Origin of the sequence: Pseudoalteromonas sp. SCSIO 43201, assembly GCF_023716725.1 — a bacterium.
GTDB classification, from domain to species: domain Bacteria; phylum Pseudomonadota; class Gammaproteobacteria; order Enterobacterales; family Alteromonadaceae; genus Pseudoalteromonas; species Pseudoalteromonas peptidolytica.
On the sequence record NZ_CP072684.1, the window covers coordinates 369763 to 395202 of the forward strand.

23 protein-coding genes are annotated in these 25440 nt (G+C 41.4%); 7 read left to right on the forward strand and 16 right to left on the reverse strand.

The window, feature by feature from the left end:
• Positions 1-63: 63 nt before the first annotated feature.
• From J8Z24_RS18475 to norR, 5 genes are all read right to left on the reverse strand, one after another.
• Positions 64-3282, reverse strand: coding sequence for a response regulator (locus J8Z24_RS18475; protein WP_176032096.1), 3219 nt, complete (start codon positions 3280-3282; stop codon positions 64-66).
• A 92-nt stretch (positions 3283-3374) separates the two neighbouring features.
• A complete protein-coding gene (locus J8Z24_RS18480) occupies positions 3375-4604 on the reverse strand; it encodes an ABC transporter substrate-binding protein (RefSeq protein ID WP_176032095.1) in 1230 nt (409 codons plus the stop codon).
• Positions 4605-4922: 318 nt separating this feature from the next.
• Positions 4923-5405, reverse strand: a complete 483-nt coding sequence (gene bfr, locus J8Z24_RS18485) for a bacterioferritin (protein WP_128730946.1) — start codon at positions 5403-5405, stop codon at positions 4923-4925.
• Between the two features lie 3 nt (positions 5406-5408).
• Entirely contained in the window at positions 5409-5879 is a 471-nt protein-coding gene (gene bfr / locus J8Z24_RS18490) for a bacterioferritin (RefSeq protein WP_125253026.1), read from the reverse strand.
• A 186-nt stretch (positions 5880-6065) separates the two neighbouring features.
• On the reverse strand, positions 6066-7628 hold the full coding sequence (gene norR / locus J8Z24_RS18495) for a nitric oxide reductase transcriptional regulator NorR (RefSeq protein ID WP_176032094.1): 1563 nt from the start codon (positions 7626-7628) through the stop codon (positions 6066-6068).
• 164 nt (positions 7629-7792) lie between these two features.
• On the opposite strand from norR, the gene J8Z24_RS18500 reads away from it, so the two are divergent.
• The 5 genes from J8Z24_RS18500 to J8Z24_RS18520 all read left to right on the forward strand — a co-directional run bounded on the left by J8Z24_RS18500 (position 7793) and on the right by J8Z24_RS18520 (position 11817).
• A complete protein-coding gene (locus tag J8Z24_RS18500) occupies positions 7793-8008 on the forward strand; it encodes a hypothetical protein (protein ID WP_252095967.1) in 216 nt (71 codons plus the stop codon).
• Positions 8009-9226: an NnrS family protein gene (locus J8Z24_RS18505; protein WP_252095968.1), complete on the forward strand. Its 1218-nt coding sequence runs from the start codon at positions 8009-8011 to the stop codon at positions 9224-9226.
• A gap of 78 nt (positions 9227-9304) precedes the next feature.
• Positions 9305-10477: an NO-inducible flavohemoprotein gene (hmpA, locus tag J8Z24_RS18510; RefSeq protein WP_176032091.1), complete on the forward strand. Its 1173-nt coding sequence runs from the start codon at positions 9305-9307 to the stop codon at positions 10475-10477.
• A 151-nt stretch (positions 10478-10628) separates the two neighbouring features.
• The gene (locus tag J8Z24_RS18515) at positions 10629-11102 is read left to right on the forward strand and encodes a low molecular weight protein-tyrosine-phosphatase (RefSeq protein WP_147390478.1); all 474 of its coding nucleotides are present in this window, start codon (positions 10629-10631) and stop codon (positions 11100-11102) included.
• 70 nt (positions 11103-11172) lie between these two features.
• Positions 11173-11817 (forward strand): 2OG-Fe(II) oxygenase, encoded by a 645-nt coding sequence (locus J8Z24_RS18520; RefSeq protein WP_176032090.1) that lies wholly within the window; start codon positions 11173-11175, stop codon positions 11815-11817.
• 24 nt (positions 11818-11841) lie between these two features.
• On the opposite strand, the gene J8Z24_RS18525 is transcribed toward J8Z24_RS18520, so the two are convergent.
• The 10 genes from J8Z24_RS18525 to J8Z24_RS18570 all read right to left on the reverse strand — a co-directional run bounded on the left by J8Z24_RS18525 (position 11842) and on the right by J8Z24_RS18570 (position 23804).
• Complete coding sequence (locus J8Z24_RS18525; RefSeq protein ID WP_252095969.1) at positions 11842-13266, reverse strand: hybrid sensor histidine kinase/response regulator; 1425 nt, start codon at positions 13264-13266, stop codon at positions 11842-11844.
• Between the two features lie 179 nt (positions 13267-13445).
• Positions 13446-14027 (reverse strand): thymidine kinase, encoded by a 582-nt coding sequence (locus tag J8Z24_RS18530; protein ID WP_252095970.1) that lies wholly within the window; start codon positions 14025-14027, stop codon positions 13446-13448.
• A 56-nt stretch (positions 14028-14083) separates the two neighbouring features.
• The gene (locus J8Z24_RS18535; protein WP_252095971.1) at positions 14084-14857 is read right to left on the reverse strand and encodes a transporter substrate-binding domain-containing protein; all 774 of its coding nucleotides are present in this window, start codon (positions 14855-14857) and stop codon (positions 14084-14086) included.
• 56 nt (positions 14858-14913) lie between these two features.
• Entirely contained in the window at positions 14914-15375 is a 462-nt protein-coding gene (locus J8Z24_RS18540) for a methylated-DNA--[protein]-cysteine S-methyltransferase (protein WP_252095973.1), read from the reverse strand.
• Positions 15372-16730: a DNA-3-methyladenine glycosylase 2 family protein gene (locus J8Z24_RS18545; RefSeq protein ID WP_176032089.1), complete on the reverse strand. Its 1359-nt coding sequence runs from the start codon at positions 16728-16730 to the stop codon at positions 15372-15374. Before J8Z24_RS18545 ends, J8Z24_RS18540 begins: the two co-directional genes overlap by 4 nt.
• Positions 16731-16906: 176 nt before the next feature.
• On the reverse strand, positions 16907-17527 hold the full coding sequence (locus J8Z24_RS18550) for a superoxide dismutase (protein WP_125253036.1): 621 nt from the start codon (positions 17525-17527) through the stop codon (positions 16907-16909).
• A 14-nt stretch (positions 17528-17541) separates the two neighbouring features.
• Complete coding sequence (locus tag J8Z24_RS18555) at positions 17542-18060, reverse strand: DUF2753 family protein (protein WP_128730958.1); 519 nt, start codon at positions 18058-18060, stop codon at positions 17542-17544.
• Between the two features lie 263 nt (positions 18061-18323).
• Positions 18324-21452 (reverse strand): efflux RND transporter permease subunit, encoded by a 3129-nt coding sequence (locus tag J8Z24_RS18560; RefSeq protein ID WP_252096020.1) that lies wholly within the window; start codon positions 21450-21452, stop codon positions 18324-18326.
• 12 nt (positions 21453-21464) lie between these two features.
• Positions 21465-22583: an efflux RND transporter periplasmic adaptor subunit gene (locus J8Z24_RS18565; RefSeq protein ID WP_176032087.1), complete on the reverse strand. Its 1119-nt coding sequence runs from the start codon at positions 22581-22583 to the stop codon at positions 21465-21467.
• A gap of 894 nt (positions 22584-23477) precedes the next feature.
• On the reverse strand, positions 23478-23804 hold the full coding sequence (locus J8Z24_RS18570; protein ID WP_176032086.1) for a hypothetical protein: 327 nt from the start codon (positions 23802-23804) through the stop codon (positions 23478-23480).
• A 270-nt stretch (positions 23805-24074) separates the two neighbouring features.
• Between J8Z24_RS18570 and bfr (J8Z24_RS18575) the strand changes: the two genes are divergently transcribed.
• The gene (gene bfr / locus J8Z24_RS18575) at positions 24075-24542 is read left to right on the forward strand and encodes a bacterioferritin (protein WP_125253040.1); all 468 of its coding nucleotides are present in this window, start codon (positions 24075-24077) and stop codon (positions 24540-24542) included.
• Positions 24543-24556: 14 nt separating this feature from the next.
• Positions 24557-25021 carry a bacterioferritin gene (gene bfr, locus J8Z24_RS18580; protein WP_176032085.1) on the forward strand — a complete coding sequence of 155 codons (465 nt, stop codon included), beginning with the start codon at positions 24557-24559 and terminating at the stop codon, positions 25019-25021.
• Between the two features lie 33 nt (positions 25022-25054).
• Here the strand turns inward: bfr (J8Z24_RS18580) and J8Z24_RS18585 are convergent, their stop codons facing one another.
• Positions 25055-25249: a (2Fe-2S)-binding protein gene (locus J8Z24_RS18585; RefSeq protein ID WP_176032084.1), complete on the reverse strand. Its 195-nt coding sequence runs from the start codon at positions 25247-25249 to the stop codon at positions 25055-25057.
• Positions 25250-25440 lie beyond the last annotated feature (191 nt).

Sequence of the window (25440 nt, forward strand, 5' to 3'; positions counted from 1 at the left end):
TCAGAGTTACTCCTTAAAATTGAGCAAGTATTAAATCAAATTGGTATAAAGTGTGCCTCTGTTTTATGCTCCTCCCCCACTATCATCATTGGCCACACTCGCGCTACCATACAGCCAATATTGCAGCTTTGCACTGAGTGACTCCTCAGAGATTGGCTTACTAAGGTAGTCATTCATTCCAGAGTTTAGGCACTTTTCTCGGTCTCCCGACATTGCGTTCGCGGTCATCGCTATCACTTTAATGTCCCTGTAAATATCTCCCGCTTCTCCTTCACGGATCAACTCAGTTGCTCTGTAGCCATCCATTTCTGGCATTTGACAATCCATTAAAACTAACTCAAATTGACATTGCTTTTGGTGACTTTTCAAATGTTCAATAGCTAACAAGCCATTTTCTGCCACTGTGATATGCTCTATTCCGAGTTTTTTTAACATACTCAAAGCAACTACTTGATTAACTTTGTTATCTTCAACAAGGAGGAGCCGACATGGCGTTGGCCACTCGACCTTTAATTCTTGTCCTTGCCTCACAAGTTTTAGATAATGACTAGTAACCAGAGGTCTCGCGTTCGCCAAAGCTTCCCCATCTTCGGCGACTATCGTTAACGCATCAAATAAATCTTTTGTTGTGGCGGGTTTCGGAAAATAACCAGAATACCCCTGCCCAGCATAAAACTGACCATCACCTTTCGCACCCATTTGGGTCATCATAATAAGTTTTATGGCTTGGAAGCGCTTATCAGCCTTTAGTGCTGCACCTAACTGTTCACCAGACATTCCTCTTAGCGTCATATCAAGTAACGCTATATCAAAAGCATGCCTATCTTTTTGATATTCAGCTTCGCATAGTGATAATGCTTGTATTCCAGAGCTTGCCTTGTAAACATTCGCGCCCCAATGTTTTAGTTGAGATTCAAGTGCCTCTAGAGTCGACAAGTTATCATCTACTAGCAATATTTTAACGCCTTCTAGATTAACTAAAGGAGCCTCAAAGAGCGTATTATCGCTGGGAGTGAGTCTCACAAAAAAAACAAAACGGCTTCCAGGCTTGTATGTGCTATCAATTTCGATATCCCCACCCATTAATTCGCATAATTGTTTAACAATAGCCAATCCAAGCCCTGTTCCGCCATATTTCCTTGTTGTAGATGCGTCCACCTGAGAGAACTTTGTAAAAAGTCTGTCCACTTTATCTGATGGGATCCCTATTCCGGTATCCTCCACTGCACAGTGAAAAACAAGTTGTGATTCTATTTCTGAAAACCAAGCACGAATTACAATTTCACCTTTTTCAGTAAACTTAATGGCATTGCTTAACAAATTGATGATAATTTGCCTTAATCGACTTGGATCTCCTTTTACCAAGGGCTTTTCTAGAGTGGTAGTGTCTAGAATTAACTCTAGTCCCTTCTTCTGTGCTTGTAAGGCTACGGACTCAACTAACTCTCCAAGCAGTGCTCTAACATCAAAATCTAGCCACTCCAGGTCTAGCTTCCCAGCTTCAATTTTAGAAAAATCTAAAATATCGTTAATAAGATTTAATAACGACCCAGCACTGCTCATAGCTAAGCCAACTTTGTGTAATTGCGCATCAGTTAACGCTTCATCCTCCAAAAGGCTAAGCATGCCGATTACACCATTCATTGGCGTCCTAATCTCGTGGCTCATCGACGCTAAGAATTCGCTTTTGGCTTTTGCTGCTTGTTCAGCTTGTAGCTTCGCTTGCTCCAACTCTTTTTTTGCTGCAACCGCTGTGGAAATATTTTGTTGGATACCAACAAACGCAGTTAACTGCTTTTGGTCATTGAATACAGGTGAAATCTGAAGACTATTCCAAAACTGCTGACCCGATTTTGTGTAGTTAATCAAATCTACCTTTATAAACTCACGTTTATGAATAGCTTGTCTTATCTTTTCTATCGCACCTTGTTGCGTATTTTTACCTTGAAGAAAACGACAGTTTTCCCCCAGTACCTCATCACCATATCCCGTGATTTGTGTAAATGCTTCATTTATAAACACGATGGGTAACTCAGACTTACTAGCATCTGCTATCGTTATCCCGACATTGGCACACTCAATTGCTTGAGCTAGTAAATCATTCTGCTCTTTTGCTTTTTTTAGTGCCTCTTGATGAAGCTTTTGTTGGGTAATGTCAGAAAGAGAGCCAACAATGCGTTTTGCATGCCCATTTTTTAACGCTGCGGCTCCTTTGAGCCAATAGTAACGATAGTTATTTTGTCTCGTTTTGATGCGGCACTCTACGCCAAAAGGCTCCTCTTCTGTCATGTGATATTTAATCGAATTCTCAAGGTTAACTAGGTCTTCTGGATGTACGCGGTCAAATAAGCTTGAGATGTGTGCTCGGAATAACCCTTGCGTATCCACCGAAAACCCCAGCAAAGATTTAAATCTATCTGAGTAAAATACAAGTTCACGTTCTAAGTCCCAATCCCAAAGTCCATCATCACTTCCTATAATCGCGAGCTTAAACCTTTCTTCACTTCGTTGTAGTGTTTGTTTTGATTCTTCGAGTTTTTTAAATGGATTGAGTAGCAACTGCTTACCAAAAATAAATAGCAAAGCGAATGCCAAAAGCAGGCCAAACGCAATAGCGCCTATAAGATCCCAGACAAACCCTTTCACTTCGTTTGTGACAAGTTGCTTGCTTAACCTATAATCAAGCTGAAGCCCCGTACTTCCGATTGCCAGGGTACGAATACTAAAAAAATCATCGAGATTTTTTACATCAGAAAAGTCAACCCAACGACCTTGCAATGAAATGCTATGAAACTCATTATCCATTGACACTGATAACAAGGTTTCAAGACTTGTTGAAAACTCTCCAATCAGCGCCCCTTCAGCAAATCCGTTGTAGTAGATGGGCACAGCAATAGTAAAGTAGTGTTGATTTTGGACGGCGGTCAAATCAATTGCGCTTCCGATATCTGCGTTGATGATTTTTTCGAGCCATTGAGGTTGTTGATCTAGCACCTCATGATAATTAAAATTGGCGTATACAACTTCTCCCAATACATTAATCACCATTAATTTTTCTTCTTTACCAATAATTTGGAAATTACGTAAAAAGTCTTGTAGCTTAGCTCCGGATAATCCAGTGCCCATTGCGCCGTTAACGATAATTGGATTTGACGACAGATCTGTTAATACCTGCTTTCGACTCTCTAGATATTGCGTAAGATTATTTACCGCCAAGTGAGCTTGTGTTTCATTAGTCTCTCGAACAAGGTCTTCGACTATTACGTTTGCCCGTAAGCTCATGAATGACGCACTTAGCAAGAGTGACACCAGTACAGTCAGACTCAAAAAAGCATAGAATGCTCGGTTGCTCGTTAAAGCAAATTTACTACTATTCAATGCAGCTCCAGATCGCTTAGGAGCAATTTGATACTACCATCGCTCTGATATTGGCCCATACAAAGATCATTTTCCGTCAGCGCTTCGTGTGCCGAATCATTTTGTTCACTCCAACGAGTAAATGGTTGTCGATAAGATTTAACCAAACCTTGTATAGGTATATCTAGACTTTCAAATGCCCGTTTCAGCTGCTTGCGGTTATCAGCCATAGAATCCGTTAGGGTGACTTGCTTAGCAGCTGCTATCAATAGTTTGCCAAGATCATAGCCATGAGCAAAGCCAGGCGTTGCTTTTACATATCCATCTTGAGCAAAGGCTTTTGGAAAAAGAGCGCTTGCACGATTAAATACCTGTTTAGCATAAGTGGTGAGAGGTTTGTTTTCAAAAGAAAAACAGCTTTGTAATACCGCTAGAGATACATCAGAGGCAAGCAACTCTCCCGCGATATCAAAAAAGCTCCCCGCGGTGATCCCCCAATGACTTACGATAGGCAACCTTAATGCTTTATCGATACTGGCCATCGCTTTAACAAACTCGCCCCCCTCTATCGCATTACCTACAAAAATTACACATTGCGGATCACTTTCAATAATATTCCTGATGATGATACGCGCTTCATTTTCTTTGGTTGACCAATTAAACCATGAAACAGGCAACACATTGTTAGGCTTGCGTCTTTTAAACTCTTCCAGAAGCGTATCGTAATTGGAGCGACCCCAAGCGGTGTCTTCTAGCAACAAATGCGGGGCTGTACAATTGTTATCCTTGGCATAGTTAATCAGAACTTTTCCTGCTTTTGTGTCATCGACTGACAACCTGAAAACCCAATTTTGTTCACTGGGATAGCGTGTAATAGGCCCTCCCGCAGCCCAGGGAACCAGTAATAGTACTTCGTTTTGGTTAATGAAGTCTCTGAATTTAATATAAGGAGGAGAATGCACTCCCCCCAGCATAAGCAATGCCTGTTTATCTTTTAAAAACTGTTTAAAATGCAAAAGGCTTCTGTTGCTATTTCCTCGATGATCTTTCTCGACCAGCTTGATGCGATAACCCTGAATTTGATAATCAACGGAATCAAGCGCGGTTAAAAAGCCCATCCTTATTGCTTGTGCTGACTCACTGAGGTTAGAGTAATCAGCATCATGATAAATGCGCAGCACTTTTTCACCATTTGAAGCAACGCATATTGAGCTTACAAAGTAAAAAAACAGGAGTAATTTCTTCATCAAAGTGCTTCTTACCTAATACATATTTAAATCTTAGCTCAGATCATTGTGATTGCTTGTTTTTATTATAATCATACTGATCAAATATACTCTCACAATAATGACTATCGAAGTGCTGTACAGCAGCAAAGTCGTAATATGGTGATTTTGTGAGTAACCTGAATTGAACAAAAGAAGGGAGTTCGCTCTTTGCGTTGAAAGTCATGTTAAATCATCTTCTTATCAAGCCCAATTCAACGCAGTAAACGCTAAAAAACTACGATTAGCCTTAGCTCCAAGGCAGAAAACCGCATCAAATTTTTGATGCGGTGGCTGGGATCATTCAGAACTTTTAGATAACTGGCTCTGAATGTAATTGGGTAAGCCGATAAGTTTTATCAAATTAATGTGCTGTTCAAGCCAATATATATGATCCATTTCGGTGTCATCTAAGAGACTTTCTAGCATTACTCTAGTAACATAATCTTGCTCTTGCTCACATACCGCGATAACTTTTTTGAGATGATCTTTGACCAAAACCTCAGCGGCGAGGTCATTCTCTAACATCTCTTTGACGTCACTTCCAATATGAATAGGAGCTCGGGATGCAGTATCTGGCGTCCCTTCAAGAAATAAAATTCTTTCAGTAATACGCTTTGCGTGATCCAACTCTTCCTCGTATTCATGAGCTAACTTTTGGTGTAACTTATCCAGTCCCCAATCCTCATACATTTTTGAATGGGCAAGATACTGATCCATTGAAGAAAGCTCTAATGTTAGCTGCTTGTTTAGCAAGTCAATGATAGTTAAATTACCTTGCATAACTTACCCCTCAATCTGCGACTGCAGATAGTTTTCGATGCCAGTATTTTTAATTAAGAAATGTTGTGTCTCGAGCCAATCAACATAGTCCTCTTCATATTCAAGAATTGCCTCAAGTAGCTCCCTACTAACATAATCTTGCTCATTTTCACAAAGCGCGATGGCTTCACGCAGCACTGGTAGCTGGTCAAGTTCAAAAGCTAAATCGCAAGCCATCATTTCTTCGCAATGTTCACCGATCCGAAGCTTTTCTAGGTGCTGTAAATTTGGTAACCCTTCAAGGAACAAAATGCGTTCGATCAAATCATCCGCTTGCTTCATATCTTTGATAGACTTTTTATATGCTTTTTCATTGAGCTCTTCTAAGCCCCAGTTTTTGTACATTCTTGCATGTAAAAAAAACTGGTTAATCGATGTTAATTCTAGCGTCAGCACTTGATTTAGCGCTGTTAAAACTTGTTTGTTACCCTGCATAGGGCCCCCTAAAATGTCAGTTGACGCTTTATAACACTAGTTCAATATTTGTTCTTGGCAAGATTAAATAAAAATAACAATTTTCTTAATATACTCTTTTAAAATAAACAACTTATAAGAGTATTAATAACAATTTTTATTAAGCTTAGAGTTCCGTCTGAATAGCTAGAAATAATCAGCAGATGGTCAACCAAACTGCTTTTTCAAATCAACCCCAAGACGTTTTGCAAGTCTCACTAAATTCGCTCTATCAAGCTCCAGTTGACGGGCTGCCGCTGACCAGTTCATCTTATTCTGTTCCATCGCGTCAATAATGAGCTGCTTTTGCAACCCCTCGACAGCAGATTTCATGCTGACTTGGTGTTTTGAACGAGGAGTACCCGATATCAATGATGCAGACATTTCGGAGGTTGACTTAATAGGTATATCAATTTGCTGGATCTCTATGATGTCTGCCTGCCACTGTTGATGCTTGGCTTTGAGTGCCGCGCGACTAATACAATGCTCTAGCTCCCTGACATTTCCCGGCCAATCATGTTGCAACAGTTTAGTTAGCGTTAATTTGTCCATGACAACTTGTTTTACATTTAACGTCGCTCGCAACTGCTCAAGGAAAAAGCCTACCAAAAGCGGTATATCGTCTAGCCGCTCTGTCAATGTTGGCACATGTAAAGGATAAACACAGAGTCGATGGTATAAATCAGCCCTAAACTTGCCTTGCTTAATTTCGTGTTGTAAGTCTCGATTAGTCGCGGCTACTACCCTTACATTTACCACGCGGATCTCGTCAGCACCAACTGCTTGAACTTCACCACTTTGTAAAGCTCGCAGTAGCTTGCTCTGGAGTAACAGGCTTAACTCACCCACTTCATCTAAAAACAAAGTACCGCCATCTGCCATCAAAAATTTACCTAAACGGTCTTTATCTGCTCCTGTAAATGCGCCTTTGACATGACCAAAAAGTTCACTTTCGGCAATCGTATCAGGTAACGCCGCGCAGTTAATTTGAACAAAGGGCTTATCCGCCCTTGCAGAAAGCTGATGTACGTGTTTTGCGACTAGCTCTTTTCCTGTGCCCGTATCACCTTGTATTAATACATTGAAGTCCGAGCTCGCCACCAGCTCTACTTCTGCTTTCAGTGTCTGCATGCTCACACTTTCACCCACCAACGCGTGTTTTTTTTCCATCTTTGGAGGTTGAATAGTCGTGTGCGCACGGGCTTGATTGTAAAACGTAATCGACTCTTGCACACGTTGAGTTTGATATAACACTATATTGCTCAGCATATTCAAATAGGTATCTGAATATGATTGGAAACTCTCTGGTCTGAGACTGTCGAACGTCACTACCAATATATTATTGGGTAACATCAACTTAAACCCCATGCAAGCATGTACGGGTAGCCTATTCTCTTGCGCCAATAGTAAGCCATCATAAGGATCTGGGTGAGTGCTATCATGAGCAAAGCTGACTATGCCGTCTGCCGCAACGATCGCGTTGAGGCGCGGCTGCTGCTTTAGTAAAAAGCGCCTCCCTATAGCATCTTCACTCAAGCCATTACTGGCTAGAATAGTCAGCGCTTGTTTATCGCCGGATAAAACCGCTATGGCGTCTGCGGTGACGCATTGATTCAATGAAAAGATCAGCGTTTTTGAATATTGCTTGAGTGCAGCACTATCCTGACCAACTACGTGCTTCGATAAAGCCATACTCAGCTCAAGCAATTTTGAGAGTTCTAAAGCATTCATGTCAAAATGACTCTTATGGTTTTTATTAACACAGAGCAATAGTGGGTCAAAATGACTCAAATGACAATAACAAAAACATAAGACGTTGAATAATAATGGTTTTAAAAGTTGGCCTAATACATGCTGTAGCCACTCATACTTATCTTGTTAAATGAGTGCACCACATGAGCCATCTTTTAAAGTACAGCAATATTGTCATCTTGATGTCATTTATTGCGTTTTTGCTATCGCTGCAAATTAGTTACATCAATGCCGAACACTTTAGTCTGAACTCGCAAATTACTGCACATATTAGTACGATTATTTTCGCAGCCATTATTAAAGTTGCCTATGTTGTACGCTGTACTTGCCTTTATCACTTGGGTATGGAGGTAAGATAAATGCCACTGCTCCAGCCACAAGATCCAACCGCTATACAATTCAGATGGCATAAGTTAACAACTTGGCCATTACTCATGCTTGGCTTCAGACCCTTGTTTATGCTCGCTGGTCTAAGCGCCGTTTTGAGTATTTCAGTCTGGATATTCATATTGAACGGTCAACTAGAGTGGCACCATAAATATCCAGCCATTTACTGGCACGCTCATGAGATGTTGTTTGGCTTTGCAGGCGCTGTCGTTGCGGGTTTTTTATTAACGGCCGCTCAAAACTGGACACAAAAAGCCACACTCAATGGCGCAGCCTTACTGTCTCTCTGTGGTATTTGGCTCGCTGCAAGATTGAGCTTTTTTATTCCACAAAGCTCCGTTACCCTTACGCTATTATTGCAAGCTACATTTTGGCTACTGTTACTGACTAACTTAAGCTCAGTTATTATCACAGCAAGGTCAAAAAACAATCGAGTTTTTATATTTTATGTCGGTGTGATTGGATGCTGCAATATCGCATTTTTAACCGCACTTAATAATGGTGACTTCTTACAAGTAGGCCTACTTAGTCAATCTTCTTTGATAGCATACATGTTGTTAATTGGTGTTGTTAGCGGCCGTGTGATCCCATTTTTTATTGCCAGAGGTCTACAGAAAGATCAAAAACCCGCTATCCGAAAGGTAGACCGTGCCATTTTTTATCTGGCGATACTGTGCGTATGTATCTCACCGCTACAATCATCATTTCTTCATGCGCATTATTTGAATGGCTGCCTTTTGATATTAGGTTGTTTACACCTTGTCAGAGCTGTGTACTGGTTTGATATACGACTGGTCAAAGTTCCCTTGCTCTGGTCGCTCTACGTGTCTTACTTTGCAATCGCTGCTGGGCTGTTGCTATGTGCCTATAATCGTATCTACCATTTAGCATTCTGGCGTGACCACTTACATCTTGTCGCTATCAGCGGGATGAGCTTAATGATTTTAAGCATGATGGCTAGAGTTACCCTCGGACATACCGGTAGATCTTTAACTACTCATCTCAGCACAACGATTGCGTTTACCTGCATTGTAGCAGCGGGTATAAGTCGCGCGTTTCTCATTCACTTTACTAGCCCCCACAACGCTTGGCTGATCAGTGCATTAATGTGGGTGTTTGGTTTTTTTCTTTTTCTTATCACCTTTAGCCCAATGCTGTTAAAACAACGCCTCGATGGGCGACAGGGTTAATACTTCACCTGAGGTTTGGGTAAGGCATTCATTATTCAAAGCTCAGGCTACTCACATTACATTGGAGACAAAACAATCATGCTTACAAATAAAACGATTAGATTGGTGAAGCAAAGCGCGCCGTTACTCGCAAAAGTTGGCCCAGAAATTACCGCGAAGTTTTACCACAACATGTTTACTGAGCACCCCGAACTGAGAGGCGTATTCAACCAATCTCATCAAGCCTCAGGTAGCCAACCATTAGCTTTATTTTCAGCGCTGGCCGCCTACGCTACTTATATTGATCAACCTGATGTACTTAATGATGCAATTTTACGGATCAACCATAAGCATGTCAGTCTAGGAATATCCCCAGCGCAATACAACATCGTTGGTCATCATTTAATAAATACGCTTAAAACAGAATTAAAAGAACAATTTACCCATGAGGTAGAACAGGCTTGGATCTCTGCATACCAATTTTTAGCCGATCTATTTATCACCGCTGAACATGGGCTTTACCAACATGTGCTTCAGCAAGTAGGCGGTTGGCAGGGGACACGAGATTTTTATATTGATGAAGTTGTCAATCACACGCCAAACATTAAGAGCTTTTATTTAAGCCCATGTGACGGCAAGGCCATACCTAAATTTAAAGCAGGACAGTTTGTTTCAGTATTTCTGCCAGCAAGCGCTCAAACAACTTCACAAATACGCCAATACTCTCTGTCAGCGGCACCTAACTGCAAACATTTTAGAATTTCGGTAAAATCAGATGGTCTCGTTTCCCAATATTTACACACTTTGAAAGCAGGAGATACGGTAAAACTAACGCCACCAGCCGGAGATTTTACTGCTAAAGAGACAAACCGTCCAAAGATCTATATTAGTGCTGGTGTGGGAATTACACCGATGCTTAGTATGCTAGCAGTCCATAGTCAAACGACGCCCGACATTGAGGCATACTTTTTACATGCCAACAAAATGTTCGAAGACTTAGGATTTCTTGGTGAAATTAACGAGCTAGGTAAAGGCATTAAACAATTTTCTGTAACTAATTGGTTGGAGTCAAAAGAGCATAACGCATTACCTGGGTTTATGGATATCAGTGCAGTCGCAGCATCGTTACCCTGTGCACATGGAGAGTTTTACTTGTGTGGGCCACTTTCCTTTATGGCAGCAATTAAGGCCCAATTGTTAAGAGCAGGCGTAAGCCCTTCACGTATTTATTATGAAGTCTTTGGCCCACATGAAAACTTGCCCAGTTCATAGCACAGACATCCACGTGTCTTAACGCTCAATTAATTTCACCTGAGCTTCGGATAATTTAGGCATAAAAAGCACCGTGATTGGTGCTTTTTGTTTTGCTCTTATCAAAAAATCGGTAAACTTTCGCCAAGGTGAAGTTAAAAAGGATAGACGCGTGAACTCAATTTCAAATATTTTAGTCGTATGTATGGGTAACATCTGCCGCTCTCCAACTATGGAGGCCGTACTAAAACATCAACTAGCACAAACAGACTGTAGCATTGAGATTGGATCCGCAGGCACCATTGGTTATCACCAAGGGAGCTTACCTGATCCCCGCAGCGTCATTGCTGGCGAGGCTCGAGGATATGACTTCTCAGGGATTTCAGCACAACAAGTAAAGCCCAGTGATTTTGAAGACTACGATATAATACTATGTGCAGATAAGTCAAACCGTCGAGATTTACTCGCACTTTGCCCAAGTGGATTAGAAGACAAAATAATGCTTTTTCTTGAATTTGGTGACCTAAATGAGCATGAGATACCCGATCCTTACTATGGAGGTACTCATGGTTTTGAGCTAGTACTTGATTTAATAGAAGCTGCGAGTAAAAACATCATTAACAAAATTTGTTTGTCGACAAGGTAAAATTAACTTGCTGGATTGCAGCACCACAACAAGGTAAAAAGGCGTCTTTGCGAATATAAGGACGCGGCTTTTGTTAGATTTAGACTTAACATTCCCATTCGAGAAAATAGCACAAGACTTACAATCAACTGGGATCAGCATATTACCCAACTTTATCGGTTCAGAGATTTTATCCAAATTAGAAATAAGGCTCGCTGAACTGACGAGCTCAGATTTTGAGCAGACAGGTATTGGCCGCCTTACCGAGCATGAACAAAACCAGAAAATTCGCAGAGACAAAATACATTGGCTCGATGCTAACAACGAGCTAGAAGCTGCTTGGTTAGACAATATGGCAGAGCTGAAAACATACCTAAATAGACGCCTATTTATGGGACTTTTTAGCTATGAAAGCCACTTTGCTGTCTACCCTCCGGGTGCTTTTTATAAAAAACATGTGGATGCTTTTAAAGGTAAAGCAAACCGAGTTTTGACGACGGTACTTTATTTAAGCCAGTCTTGGTCAGCTAAAGATGGCGGAGAATTAATGGTGTATAACCCTAACAACCACGAGCAAATTTTGACAACGGTAACGCCCAGCGACGGCACATTGGTCACATTTCTAAGTGACGAATTTCCTCACGAGGTGCTCGTGGCCAACAAAAAGCGTTACTCAGTCGCGGGGTGGTTTAGAGTGAATACCAGCATTAACCATGCGATTGATCCCCCAAGGTAGCTATGTATGCTAACGAAAGCACAACTATTTACCGTCAGACGTATTTCTGTTCAAAGCTGGCTGAGCTAAAGGGATGGTAATTGTAACATCAGTGCCTTTGCCTACCTGAGATTGAATGTGTAGCTGCCCACCATGAGACTTGATAATACTTGAGGCAACCGTTAGTCCTAAACCAACATGCTTGTCAGATAATTTAGTGGTATAGAAGGGATCAAATACTCTATGGATCAGCTCGGTATCTATTCCTTCTCCAGTGTCAGACACTGTAAATTGGATATGCTCATCAATAAGTTTGACTTTTACTTTGATGGTTTGACTTAGCCTACTAGAGCTTTCTAAGGCATTTCTAATGATACAGTATAAACTGTGTTCTAACAGCGCAGGAGCACAAAATAGCTCAAATCCGTCTCCTTTATCAAACTCAATCAATTGTAAACTTACGCCATCGAGTTCTAAATTAATCACTACAGGGTCTAAAATCTGCGTATAAAAGTCAACTAATTGAAATTGAGTCTGATTGCTCTCGAAAAAAATGCTCAACTCTTTAACAATTAACTGGATCCTATCTAACCCTGAATGCATATCAGCTATTACATCGTCACTTTCACTTAGTGTCCAGTTAAGTTGGTACTCTGTCTCTATATTATTGAGAACTTCATTACAAAGCTGAGATTGAGAAGCGACCGTCTGCCAAGCTTTATAAAGTTTAACTAACGTGCTTTGTACAAACTCTAAATTACTTTTGAGGTAAGCTAATGGATTATTAATTTCGTGGGCAACGCCAGCAGCCAATTGACCAACTGACGCTAGCTTTTCAGATTGAACGAGTGCTTGTTGCTGCTTGGCTATCCGATCATATGCTTGTCGTAATGCTTTATTAGAGGCTTCTATTTCATGTGTTCGCTGTTTTACCTTGTCTTCTAAGCCCTCATTTAATGCCGTTAACTCTTCGGTAAGTAACGCTAAACGTTGAAGATCTTGGTAGGATCGCAGTGAGCTGGTTAATGTCGTAAACAGTCTGGATTTAGTAAGATCAGTTTTATTTTTATAATCATTAATATCATAGCGTAACATTAGCTCATGCTCAGGTATGGCAGCGGGCTGACCTGTTCTGAGTACGATACGTACTTGATGATAACCTAGTACTTCTCGGATATATTGTACACACTCCAAGCCCGCTTCTTCACTTTCCATTATCACGTCAAGTAGAACAAGTGCGACATCTGTTCTTGAGTTAAGTATGTTTATCGCTTCTTTTTTACTGTAGGCGTGAACGAGCTCAAGTGGTTGTTGTTCGAAGCGGTATGAAGACAGTACAAGTTGAGTGACTTGATGCACTTCTGGCTCATCATCCACTATCAAAACAACCCAAGGTTTTACTAGGTTTGCAGATATAGGTTTAGCCGGTTCCGAGTGGCTTAAAAATGATAACGTCCGCTGCTTGTCCATCGTGCTCACACTCTTTCGTTTTTTTAAAGCATGGTACAAGCTACGTGTTTTTCCAAATCATACGGATAAAACAGAAATTGTTTTTTGCGGTTTATCTAACCCAAAAAGCCTCTTGAGGGTGCTGTTATTATATCCTCAAGAGGCTCAATCACGAGAAATTTAGCGGTCAGTCTTGATGATTAGTTACTGCTCAGTGCCTCTTTATAATGTTTACGACAAAGCGACACATACCTATCATTGCCACCGATAACGACTTGATCGCCATCCGCAATCGCTTTTCCATGTTCATCCGTTCGTAATACACGGTTCGCTTTGCGACCACAATGACAGATAGTTTTGAGTTCAATTAACTTGTCAGCCCAAGCGAGTAAGTATTGAGAGCCCTCAAAAAGCTCCCCGCGAAAGTCGGTCCTAAGTCCATAACACAGCACTGGGATACGCAACTCGTCAACGATATCTGTAAGCTCAGCCACCTGAGATTTAGTCAAAAACTGACATTCATCTACTAAAACACAGTCAATTTTATTATTACCATGGACATCACTGAGGAGTGCTTTAACATCGGTATGGTTTTCAAAAACATGTGCCTCGGCCTCTAAACCAATACGAGAAGCAACCTTGCCGACTCCTGCGCGGTTATCTATGGCCGCCGTGATAATAAAAGGGCGCATGCCCCGCTCTCTATAATTAAATGCCGATTGTAGTAAAGTCGTTGATTTACCAGCATTCATTGCCGAGTAATAAAAATAAAGCTGAGCCATAATGGTTATTTGTAGATAAAAATTCGTGGTAGTTTACTGACTAAGCGAACAAAGGTCTATTGCTTATCTGAGTCTTCAGACTGGGCATCCAAGTACAGCTGGTACATTTTATCAAGATCAATCCGCTGACTTTCACGCCACAACAGCCAACTGGCGTCTGGATATAGCTGATAGAATTGTTTAGAAAAAGCCATAAAGCCAAAGGTGGTCTCTAGTGGCGGGAACACTGGCTTAAGACGATTAAATGGAGGTGAAAGCGTAATCGGCATATTACCGATCTGGCACAACCCTATTGTCGCATCTAGTAGATCATTTTCAACTAACGTAATTGCATTTTCTAAGGAATCGGTTTCGAATACTGAAAAATTGGCTGGCATACTCTCTTTAATTGCGTATCCTCTTGGCACAGCAAGTTCAACCGCGTCTTGGAGTGTAATTTTGGTGTCGTTAGCGATACTTTGTAATAAACACACACCAATCTTATTTATAGCGTAGCGGTTGTCAATTTTACCATCTGCTCGCTTGGGATATGCCATGTGTTTATCTCTTGATTGACGATAGCTCGCTACCACTGCATCTACCTTGCCCTGCTCTAACTCGTGTAAGCAACGGCTCCAAGGTTTTCTTACATAATTAATGCGAATGGGTGATAGCTGAGCGTCTAGTTGCTTTACAACCTCTATCGTCACCCCCGGATTTTCAGCAGGTACTACTTGCCCTGCTCCATGTATAAACGGTGGTGCATGTTTATCCTCGTAACAAAAACGTACCTCTGTAGCAGCAATCAGAGGCATACTAGCAAAAAAACAGAGGACTAAAAAAAATCTCAACCGTATCTCCAAGTGTACTTTGCAAACTAACTATACGCCTTGTTTAACAGTATATGCTATTTTTCGCAGATAACCCCTTCATGTTGTAAAAGCCAACGTTTAGCCTCAATTCCACCTGCATACCCTGTCAGTTTGCCATTTGTGCCAATAATGCGATGACAGGGTACAATAATACTGATGGGATTTTTACCATTTGCAGCACCAACCGCCCTTACCGCGTTGGGGTTAGCTAATTGTTTGGCTATCCAACCATAGGAGTAAGTCGCGCCAAAGGGAACTTTCGCCAATACATGCCAAACCTGCTTTTGAAAGTCTGTACCTGCTACATCCAAAGACACATCAAACTGCTTACGCTTGCCTGCAAAGTACTCGCGTAACTGGCACTTCGCCATGGTTGAATGTTGATTCTCCCCGAACTCGTATCGCGTTTTTGGGAAGAAACCGACATAACTTAACCCCTTATCGGATGCTTGAATTATCCACTCGCCAACAGGTGACGCCAATGTAGTTTCTATCATAATAGTTGCCAAAGTTGAAAAGTTAAATAAGAACGAAACGGCGCACATTTATCGACATTTATTGCTTGCTGCGACTTTTCTAGGGCTTTTTTTACCCCTAAGTCGCCGCCTAAATAAATATCAGGGTGACTCAATCCTCGCATTTTTGCATAATTCACAGTCCACGGACCAATCCCTTTTATATTTTGCCAACTATCAATGTCAACTTGTGGTTGTTCAACATATTGCTGCGCAAACGCGCGAATAGCAGCTTTACGACTTGCTGGCATATTAAAAAATACCAATTCGCTATCAAACACCGCCTGCGCTGATGGAAAATATTGCATGCCATCTTCGGTCTTCTCCCCCAGTTCACTCACCAGTAAGGTCAATAGGTTCTTTGCTGCCTGAACACTGATTTGTTGACCCAAAATGGCTCTGATCCCTGCTTCAAATTCGTCCCAAATTCCAGGTAATCTTAGCCCTTCTTGTAAACGTAAATCAGGCGCTGCTTTGCGAAGATGTGATTCGATAAAATGTGTATCTGCATCTAAGTCTAGCACTCGCCTGATCTGTGCAATCATCGGCACTAATAATGATAAATCAGACAAGGTAACATCAACTTTAAAACGATGTTTGTGTGGTTCTATGGTTGCGCAAAAACGCCCTGTTATCCCCTGAACAGTGACAGTGCGACCATAACTTTGTTCATTCAGCCATTCTAGATTTGGGACAATTCGTTTAGCCAAAAATTGCTGCATGCTTTGCCAATTATATGGAGGGCGGTAAGATAAATAAATTGAGATCAAAGCGTCGCGGTTTGTTCCCTTTCTAAACCGGCTTGGTGATAACTGATATAACTTCTGAAACGCATCGTTAAATCGCCTCAATGACTTAAACCCTGCGGCAAAAGCAACTTGCGTTACAGGAAGGTCGGTTTGTTGCAACAGCTGTTTAGCCAAGTCACACTGCTTGTACAACGCATATTGTTTAGGGCTGGTACCGAAATAATGACTAAATATCTTATTGAGGTATCTGACGGATATACCTAGTCGCTCTGCTAAACATGAGGTTGAACTGCGCAACAAAGCTCCCTCATCTATCAGCTTTTTAGCTCTGACAGCTGTCGTTTCTGTTCCAAGCCACGCATAACTTCCAGGCGCACTATCGGGGCGGCACCGAATACAAGGCCTAAAACCTGCTTGAGCAGCATTATGGGCAAACTGAAAGTATTCCACATTACTTTCTTTGGCAGCAGGTGCTGGACAAATTGGCCGACAATAAATACCGGTGCTTTTAACAGCAACAAAAAATAAGCCATCAAACCTAGCATCGCGGCTATTTCTGGCTTCAGAACAAACCTCTGGTGTATACATGACCGTAGCTCATACATCGTTTTGTATCAGTCTACTGGCTATGGAAGTGGCAAACTAGCCATTTTTGGCACTCAATCACATAAGTTATGATATTAATAAGTACAAAAGCAGGGGTTAGCATTGAGTTACGACCAGTACTAACTCCTGCGCTAAAAATGCTGCTCTATTTTTTAAAGTTAGGCTAGTTTACCGACGGCTTCGTTATATCTTCTTTCTACTTCTGACCAGTTTATAACATGATAAAAAGCGGCGATATATTCTGGGCGGCGGTTTTGATATTTAAGATAATAAGCGTGCTCCCACACGTCTAAGCCAAGGATAGGTGTTTGTTGAGCCATAAACGGACTGTCTTGATTAAGGCTACTTGTTATCAATAACTTGCCATCTTCATCAACCACTAACCATGCCCACCCACTACCAAAGCGGCTCACCGCGGCGTTGGTAAACTCTGTCTTAAATTGCTCATATCCACCGAGTTCCTGCTCTATCGCTTGTTTCAGCGCACCATCACCTAACGGGAGAAAATTAGGCGTCATTATTTGCCAAAATAAACTGTGATTATCATGACCTCCAACGTGTTCTTGTACTGCTTTTTGCAGATTTTCTGGGAGGGCTTTTATGTTTCGCAGCAGACTTTCAGTGCTGTCATCAGCAAATTTTGTACCCTCGAGTGCCGCATTCGCTTTATTTATATATGTTTGATGATGCAAAGTATGATGGATCTCCATTGTCTTTGCGTCGATATGTGGTTCTAACGCGTCATAAGCATAAGGTAAATTAGGTAATGTAAAAGCCATTCGACCTCCAAGTTTTAGTGTAAAGCGCGCCCTCGTATATGCGTATTCAGCATCGCTTCGTTAATATGATGAATGAGCTCAGGTAGGTGTGGGTAGCGTTTGGCAAAATGTATGAGTTCTTGACGCGTTTTATGCAAATGGTGAAGGGCAATAGCCGCGACTTCACTCTCCAACTGACTAAAAACTTCGTGCACTTTAAAATGAACGGAAGTGAGCTGTGCACAGGCACGATTAGGTTGTTCAAGCGCAATGAATGTGTCTGCAAGATTATGCGCCGATACCACTACTGCTGGCAAACTGTGCTCAATGGCACCAATCACGATATTATCTTTTTGGTACAATAAGAACTCGTCCAAAATCCGAGTAGCCAGCACCAATGCGGACTGATATTCATCACGGGCACGCAAGAATGTTTGTGCTTTATATGCTTGATTACCCGACATTATTTTAGCTTGCCAAGGAGACAACACAGCAGAAAACTCGCAAGTATCAGAGATTGTGTAGTTCGCATCGCCAACCATAGAATCTTTCATATTTAACCCTTATTTAACCTTAAGCTTTACCAGAAGCTAACCCGAGCTTAGGCACACTATATGATCACAATAACACTAATGCAAACCATTTCTATTTACATTGACATAACTCAAGAAGTGAGAATAATTCCCGGGTAAGCTCCGCTGTATAGTGGTGTAGTGCTAACTTTTGAGTAAGACCATCGTTAAGATCTGGTGAGGTTTTTTGATAACATGGTCATCAATGACACTCTTTGAATGCGGGTGAGAACCACCCGCTTCATTTATCTATGATTGCTCCGTTTGGAGAATAGAGGATAGAACGCAGGCAATACAAACAGCGTCAATAAAGTTGACGTTAATAATCCACCAACAATAACACTAGCAAGTGGCCTTTGAATTTCCGCCCCAACACCGGACGATAACAACATTGGTATAAGCCCTAAAGCTGAGGTAATAGCGGTCATCAGTACGGGTCGTAAGCGAGAAGTAGCACCTTCAAATACACTATGATGTATAGTTTCACCTCTGGCGATATGTGCATTGATACTATCAACCATCACCACTCCATTGAGCACCGCAACACCGAATAAAGTAATAAACCCGACCGAACTTGGCACCGATAGGTACTGACCTGAAAGGTATAACGAGAATACCCCGCCAATCACCGCGAGGGGCACATTAACTAAAATGAGCAGAGCCTGCGCAATTGAACCAAATGCTAAATAAAGTAACAATGTGATCAATAATAAAGACATAGGGATAACCAAAGCCAGCCGTTGCTGAGCACGTTGCTGGTTTTCGAACTGGCCACCAATTTCAATCCCATAACCGCTAGGTAAATCAACTTTACTATCAATAGCTTTGCGAATATCGTTTACAACGCTCCCCATATCTCGACCTTGCACATTGGCTTGTATGACCACTCTACGCTGAACATCATCTCGCCTCACTTGGGGTGAACCAGATTGGTACTCAACATGCGCCACATCAGACAGCCGGATCCAAGCGCCGGAACTTGATTGTATACGTATCTGTTCAATCGCCTCTTTAGTTTGGCGATACTCAGGTGCTAAACGCACATATATGTCATAGCGCTCATTGCCATTGATAACTTGCCCAGCCTGCTTCCCCCCGATCCCATCTTGTACCAAGGTCATTACATCACTCACAGCCAGTCCATAGCGGGACAGAACTTGGCGCTTAGGTGTAACAACTAGCTGCGCTTCCCCTGTAACCTGTTCCAATTGCACGCTCTGTGTGCCTTCAACTTGTGACACTACGGCTTCTATTTCTTGGCCCTTTGTTGCTAATACTGCCAACTCTGGGCCAAACAGCTTTATGGCCAGCTGTGCCTTTACTCCTGAGAGTAATTCATCTACACGAGTGGCGATTGGCTGCGAGAAATTGAAAAGTAAGCCGGGATGCGCTTGCAGCTTTTCTTCCATCAGTGTTTGTAGCTCGTCTCGGCTGTGTGCACTTTGCCACAGTGCTACAGGTTGTAGTCCAACATAAATTTCAATATTATTTACAGGTTCAGGGTCGCCGCCAATCTCTGCGCGACCAATCCGGCTTAAGGCATAAGTTACTTCTGGAAATGTTAGTAATATTCTTTCTAGTTTAGGTGCAACATCAAGAGCAGTCTCTAGGCTTGCAGAGGGGGCTAAGGTAACCCTAAGGTTAATCGTTCCCTCCTCTAGCTCAGGCACAAACTCAGTGCCTATTTGAGTAAATGTGAAACCCGCCATCGCCGTGAGTGATAGAACAATCATAAGTAACGACTTTCGCCAGTACATTACTCGGCTTAAGCTCAGGCGATATGCTTTTTCTAATCGCGTCAGTACATAACTTTCTCTCTGTTCGACGCCAAATTTAAAAACATAAACAGCCAAAGCCGGTACAATCACTAATGCAACAAATACCGCAGCCACCACCGCCAAAATGATACTAATTGCCATAGGGTGAAATAACTTTGCCTCAACCCCTTCAAAGCTAAAAAGTGGCGTAAAAACAACTAAAATAATACTGGCAGCAAAAAAAATCGGCCTTGCAACTTCCTTTGAGGCAAGTTTTACGACTTGAATAATAGCGTTATCGCCCTTGGGATCGTTTTGTATGATACGTCTAAAGATGTTTTCTACCATTACAACCGAGCCATCGACTAACATCCCAATTGCCACTGCAATTCCCCCAAGCGACATCAAGTTAGCTGACACTCCATACCAAGCCATTACAAAAAGTGCCATCGCAATAGAGGTTGGGATAGATATAAGTACAAGAAAGGTCGCTCGAAGATTCATAAGAAATAGTGCCAGTACGACGACAATAAAAACAAAAGCCAATATTAGCGCTTTCACAACAGTGTGTACGGCTTTACTGATCAAATCTGATTGATCATAGAATGGCTCAAATATTACCCCTTCCGGTAATGCTTGATTTATCAGTGTAATACGACTTTGGATACTATCTATCGTGGCTTTGGTGTTAGCTCCCATTCTCTTAAGTACAATACCGGTAACAATTTCACCCAATTGTTCTACCTCGCCGGACTCTCGTTTCTTTGACATCGTTACAGCACCTTGGCGGATCTCAGCTCCGACAGAAACCGTCGCGACTTGTGCCACCTTTACAACAGTGCCATCTATGGTTTTGATTGGCGCATTAGCAATCTCTTCAACTCCCCGCTCACCACTTTTAAACCAACCTGTGCCCCTGACCACTAACTGTGTTTGACCATGTTGCAGATACCAGCCCCCAACATTTTGGTTATTACGCTCTATCGCATTGATAACATCCTGCTGAGATAGCGCATAAGCTAGCAGCTTATTTGGATCGATATGAACTTGGTACTGACGCACATCACCACCAAATGACAATACCTCTGTCACACCATCAATTGGCATTATTAATAGCTTTACGACCCAATCATTGAGGCTACGTAGCGCCATCGCATCATACTCAGCTCCCTCTTTAGTCCTAAGCATATACTGAAATATTTGCCCAAGTCCTGATGTATTAGGACCCATTTCAGGCGTGCCAACGCCATCCGGAATAAGTGCTTTTGCAGCTTCTAATCGTTCGAATACCAGCTGCCTTGCAAAATAGATATCAGTGCCTTCTTTAAATACAACTGTTACACCAGATAACCCTGTTTTGGAAATAGAACGTACTTGCTCCACATCTGGCAGGGCATACATAGTTGCCTCAATTGGATATGTGATCAGTTGTTCAACTTCTTCTGCTGCAAGCCCAGGAGCTTCTGTGTTAACCGCGACCTGTACATTGGTGACATCAGGAAACGCATCCAAATTAAGTTTGGGAATACTGACAGCGGATACCGCAACAATCACTATTAAGAACAGCACACTGAGTAGCCGGTTATTTACTGACAAGTCGATTATTCTATTAAACATCATGAAGCTTCCTCAGTGATTATGTGGATCAAAGCCTGCCTTCGCCTGCTCTGATGCAATAAAAAACGCACCGTTGATTGCAATACGTTGACCTGGACTTAATCCAATAATTTCAACCTGTTCACCAAAACGTTCGCCCAGTTGCACTTCTTTGGGATAAAACGTACCTGGCGAGGCTTCAACATAGACCACCCAATCACCATCAGTGCTGCGACTCAGCGCATCATCAGGTACAGCTATAGCTTGTGCTGTTGAAGGGATACGGAAATAAACATTAACAAACATACCGGCATGCAGTTTGTGTTCTGAGTTTTTTACCAACAGGCGTACCCGTCGAGTTCGAGTGATTGGATCTAGTGTGTGGGCTTCTTGAATAACTTGGGCTTCGTGATCTTTGCCTTCAACATTAACCCATGCTTTTATATCGGACGTTAATTTAAGTTGTGAACTCGGTTGTATCTGCGCATCTACCCATAACTCGTTTTCATCGGAGATCGCCATTAAGGTTTTGCCTGCTGCGACATGCTGCCCTTGAGTGAATGAGTCTTGAGTCACAATCCCTGCACGCTGGGCAACTAAGGTATAGTGCCCAAACTCACTTGCTGGTTTATGTTTAATTGCATCGATCGCAGTGCCTTCGACTCCCAGTGCTATTAACCTCGAATAAGCGGCACTAAAGTCAGCATTCGCTTGAACACGTGCTCGCTCACTAATGGCTGTTGAACTCAAGCGTTTAACTCTATCCCACTGCGTTGACGCAATTAGATACTGTGACTGTGCTTGCGCCATCGCTTCGGAAAACAAAGTGATTAAAGGCTCATTAACCTCGACCATTGAACCTAATGTGGTATGGCGCTCCAGTACAATAGAGTCCACTCGAGGTGCAACAAGATAGCTGGTATAACCATTAGCTTTCACTTCACCTGGCGCAAAATAAAGTCGCTCATGATGTTGCAATTGTAGCGTTTCGATTTTAACTCCAGCAAAATCTAGTTGTTGTTGGGTGAGAACGATTTGATTGTCATTTTCATGCACAGCGTGGTCATCATCATGACTTTCACCTGAATATACAGATGAGCTAAACATCGCCGTGAACATTAAACAGAAAGTGCAATTTTTTAAGATTTGCATTTGACACTCTTATATTGTGAAACGCGCTTACCCTGCGGTTTGAATGAGGCATAAATTTAATGTGAGCTTAATACCGCTAAGTAAGCTCACTCCTTATTCAAAACTTGGGTGCTACCAATTCGCTTAATTGATATTTACCACACGTTTAAAATGGTTCTGTTGTAATACGAGGAGCGATGTAATACCCGCACAACAGCTCAAACTCGTAAACAAGCTTCGACTTTATACCAATTTGCTTAATTAAGTGGTCCATTTTGAGGCGAGAAAATCTTGTCGATAACCAGGCAAAAATTTTGCTATTTAGTTATTCTAAATGAGAAATTTTTAACGCGGTTAGCGTCAGATTTACTCCTTCAAATTGAGCAAGTATTAAGTCAAATTGGTATTAATATCAATTTGCTTAATTAAGTGGTTTATTTTTAGGCGAACCACTGTTGGCGATAACACCGCTTGCACGTGTTGTAATCGCCAAATTTGCTCATTTAATTGAGCCGCTTTGGGACAAAATGGTATTGAAAAAAGTGGGCGCTATATCAGAAAAGTGATACCAATTTTCTTAATTAAGTGGTCTATTTTGAGGCGAGAAAATCTTGTCGATAACTAGGCAAAAATTTTGCTATTTAGTTGTTCTAAATGAGAAATTTTTAACGTGGTTAGCGTCAGATTTGCTCCTTCAAATTGAGCAAGTATTAAGTCAAATTGGTATGAAATCAAAGCCAAGTCGATAAATTAATGCAATTGACATGAATGCGACTGAGGCTGACCTTTTTGGTATAGCGCTTTATTGGGCAGTATCATCAAAGAACACAAAAGACATTAGCTTTATAAAAAATCAAAAAATAGGATCAGTAAAAAGCTAATATCAATGACACAATGTTCGTTGATTGCTACTGCTTAAACGATTGGGGGGCGGTGAGTTTGCTCAACAAAAGTACGAACTTTGGCAGGAGCCTGACTATAGGCTTCGCTGTGAGTATACACAGACAGCACGGCTGGAGATCTCACAATGACTATCGTTAAATGTGTGCCACTGCAATGGCCACAATGGTGGCAATCCTGAGTATGGTGTTCTTTATTCTCCATGCTAGCGTCTTCAGCATGGTCATGAGGTTGCTGCAAGTGAGCTATTTCTATTTGGTGGAGGTTAGCTTCAGACGCAAAAAGGTTGACGGACTGAACCGATACCAGTAGCACCAATATCAACATAATCAGTTTTGCCAAACCTGCCCTGCACCTAATTTAGAAATTTCCTTAAATTTACCACTTACTTATAGCGTGTCAATAGCAGCTTAATATTTAATCTTTAAAAATTTCGGTATTGCTCGTTTTTTATCCAAAGTGAAATAACAATAATTTGTATTGGCAGGCCATAACATCAACTTAAATGCGAATTATAATCAATATATAACACCATGTTTTATAAAGATTTTTTATTGACACTAAAAATTAATTCGTTAGACTAGCGACATATTCATAGTTTGAGGTAACAGCATGCAAGGTAAACAAAAAGTCATTGACGCATTTAATAAGCTATTAGCCAACGAGCTTGCAGCTATCGATCAGTATTTCATTCATTCACGCATGTATGAAGACTGGGGTCTAGATAAACTTTATCAGCGCCTCGAACATGAACGTGAAGAGGAAACTACCCACGCAGATTGGCTAATCAAGCGTATTCTATTCTTAGAAGGTGTTCCAGACATGACTAAGCGTCGTGATCTACTGATAGGTAAAGACGTAAAGTCCATGATGCAGAATGATTTAAAATTAGAGCTAGAGGTGGTTGAGTGTGTCAAAGACGCAATAAAAATCTGTGAAGAGGAACAAGATTATCAATCGCGTGAAACCCTCGAAAAGTTATTATTCGATACCGAAGAAGATCACGTTTACTGGCTTGAACAGCAGATCCGATTGATTGATCTTATCGGTGCGCCTAATTATATCCAATCTCAGCTTTAAAGAAGGAACCGACTATGAAAGGTGATAAAGACGTCATCATAGGGCTGAACAAAGTGCTCGCCAATGAGTTAGTTGGTATCAACCAATACTTTCTGCATGCACGCATGTTTAAAGATTTTGGTTTTTCACAGCTTGATAAAGCAGACTATAAAGTATCAATTCAAAAAATGAAGAACGCCGATCGCTTGATTGAACGTATTTTATTTCTAGAAGGATTGCCAAATCTACAAGATTTAGGTCGATTACAAATAGGTGAAAATAGTGCTGAAATGATCGACTGTAATATGACGTTTGAGCAAGCGTCTTTGGTAGATTTACAAGCAGCAATTAAGCTCTGTGAAGAGAAGCAAGATTATATTAGCCGCGAGGCGCTCGACAAAATTCAAAATGAGCAAGAAGAACAAATAGATTGGCTGGAGACTCAGCAACACCTGATCAAAGTGATGGGTATTGAGAACTACCTTCAGTCTCAACTGTAGATTGAAACACAACGATGGTTGCGTATAGTTTAGTTACGCAACCTGTTCGGTAACATCAACGATTGCAATTAGCTTTTCATTTAATATCTTCTTTGCACAGTTACAACACTTACCACACTGCTTTCCTACTGATAATGTCTGGCTAAGATCGCGCATCGAGCGAGCACCATCGTCGATAGTTTCTGCAATCTTTTTATCTGTCACTCCATGGCAAATACATACGTACATAAATAAAAACCAATCTCAAACTCATTAACTGGATTTAGTTTAATCTAAACGATAACAATTATCAACAGTATCATTATCGATAAATAAGAATAATTTTCTTTTCACTAAAAGAGGTAGGGACTATCCCCTGCAATCATAGCTGTAAACAAAGATGATCCGTTACTTCCGACTACACATTGCATCTATCAATT

What these genes read in the sequence shown, in the direction of transcription:
- J8Z24_RS18505 (WP_252095968.1), top strand. Translation starts at nt 8,009, where the DNA reads ATGCCACTGCTCCAGCCACAAGATCCAACCGCTATACAATTCAGATGG.
- J8Z24_RS18475 (WP_176032096.1), bottom strand. Translation starts at nt 3,282, where the DNA reads ATGAGCTTACGGGCAAACGTAATAGTCGAAGACCTTGTTCGAGAGACT.
- J8Z24_RS18550 (WP_125253036.1), bottom strand. Translation starts at nt 17,527, where the DNA reads ATGGCTTTTACATTACCTAATTTACCTTATGCTTATGACGCGTTAGAA.
- J8Z24_RS18530 (WP_252095970.1), bottom strand. Translation starts at nt 14,027, where the DNA reads ATGGCTCAGCTTTATTTTTATTACTCGGCAATGAATGCTGGTAAATCA.
- J8Z24_RS18480 (WP_176032095.1), bottom strand. Translation starts at nt 4,604, where the DNA reads ATGAAGAAATTACTCCTGTTTTTTTACTTTGTAAGCTCAATATGCGTT.
- bfr (WP_125253040.1), top strand. Translation starts at nt 24,075, where the DNA reads ATGCAAGGTAAACAAAAAGTCATTGACGCATTTAATAAGCTATTAGCC.
- J8Z24_RS18565 (WP_176032087.1), bottom strand. Translation starts at nt 22,583, where the DNA reads ATGCAAATCTTAAAAAATTGCACTTTCTGTTTAATGTTCACGGCGATG.
- bfr (WP_128730946.1), bottom strand. Translation starts at nt 5,405, where the DNA reads ATGCAAGGTAATTTAACTATCATTGACTTGCTAAACAAGCAGCTAACA.
- bfr (WP_176032085.1), top strand. Translation starts at nt 24,557, where the DNA reads ATGAAAGGTGATAAAGACGTCATCATAGGGCTGAACAAAGTGCTCGCC.
- J8Z24_RS18500 (WP_252095967.1), top strand. Translation starts at nt 7,793, where the DNA reads ATGAGCCATCTTTTAAAGTACAGCAATATTGTCATCTTGATGTCATTT.
- norR (WP_176032094.1), bottom strand. Translation starts at nt 7,628, where the DNA reads ATGAATGCTTTAGAACTCTCAAAATTGCTTGAGCTGAGTATGGCTTTA.
- J8Z24_RS18545 (WP_176032089.1), bottom strand. Translation starts at nt 16,730, where the DNA reads ATGTATACACCAGAGGTTTGTTCTGAAGCCAGAAATAGCCGCGATGCT.
- hmpA (WP_176032091.1), top strand. Translation starts at nt 9,305, where the DNA reads ATGCTTACAAATAAAACGATTAGATTGGTGAAGCAAAGCGCGCCGTTA.
- J8Z24_RS18585 (WP_176032084.1), bottom strand. Translation starts at nt 25,249, where the DNA reads ATGTACGTATGTATTTGCCATGGAGTGACAGATAAAAAGATTGCAGAA.
- J8Z24_RS18560 (WP_252096020.1), bottom strand. Translation starts at nt 21,452, where the DNA reads ATGTTTAATAGAATAATCGACTTGTCAGTAAATAACCGGCTACTCAGT.
- bfr (WP_125253026.1), bottom strand. Translation starts at nt 5,879, where the DNA reads ATGCAGGGTAACAAACAAGTTTTAACAGCGCTAAATCAAGTGCTGACG.
- J8Z24_RS18525 (WP_252095969.1), bottom strand. Translation starts at nt 13,266, where the DNA reads ATGGACAAGCAGCGGACGTTATCATTTTTAAGCCACTCGGAACCGGCT.
- J8Z24_RS18555 (WP_128730958.1), bottom strand. Translation starts at nt 18,060, where the DNA reads ATGAAAGATTCTATGGTTGGCGATGCGAACTACACAATCTCTGATACT.
- J8Z24_RS18540 (WP_252095973.1), bottom strand. Translation starts at nt 15,375, where the DNA reads ATGATAGAAACTACATTGGCGTCACCTGTTGGCGAGTGGATAATTCAA.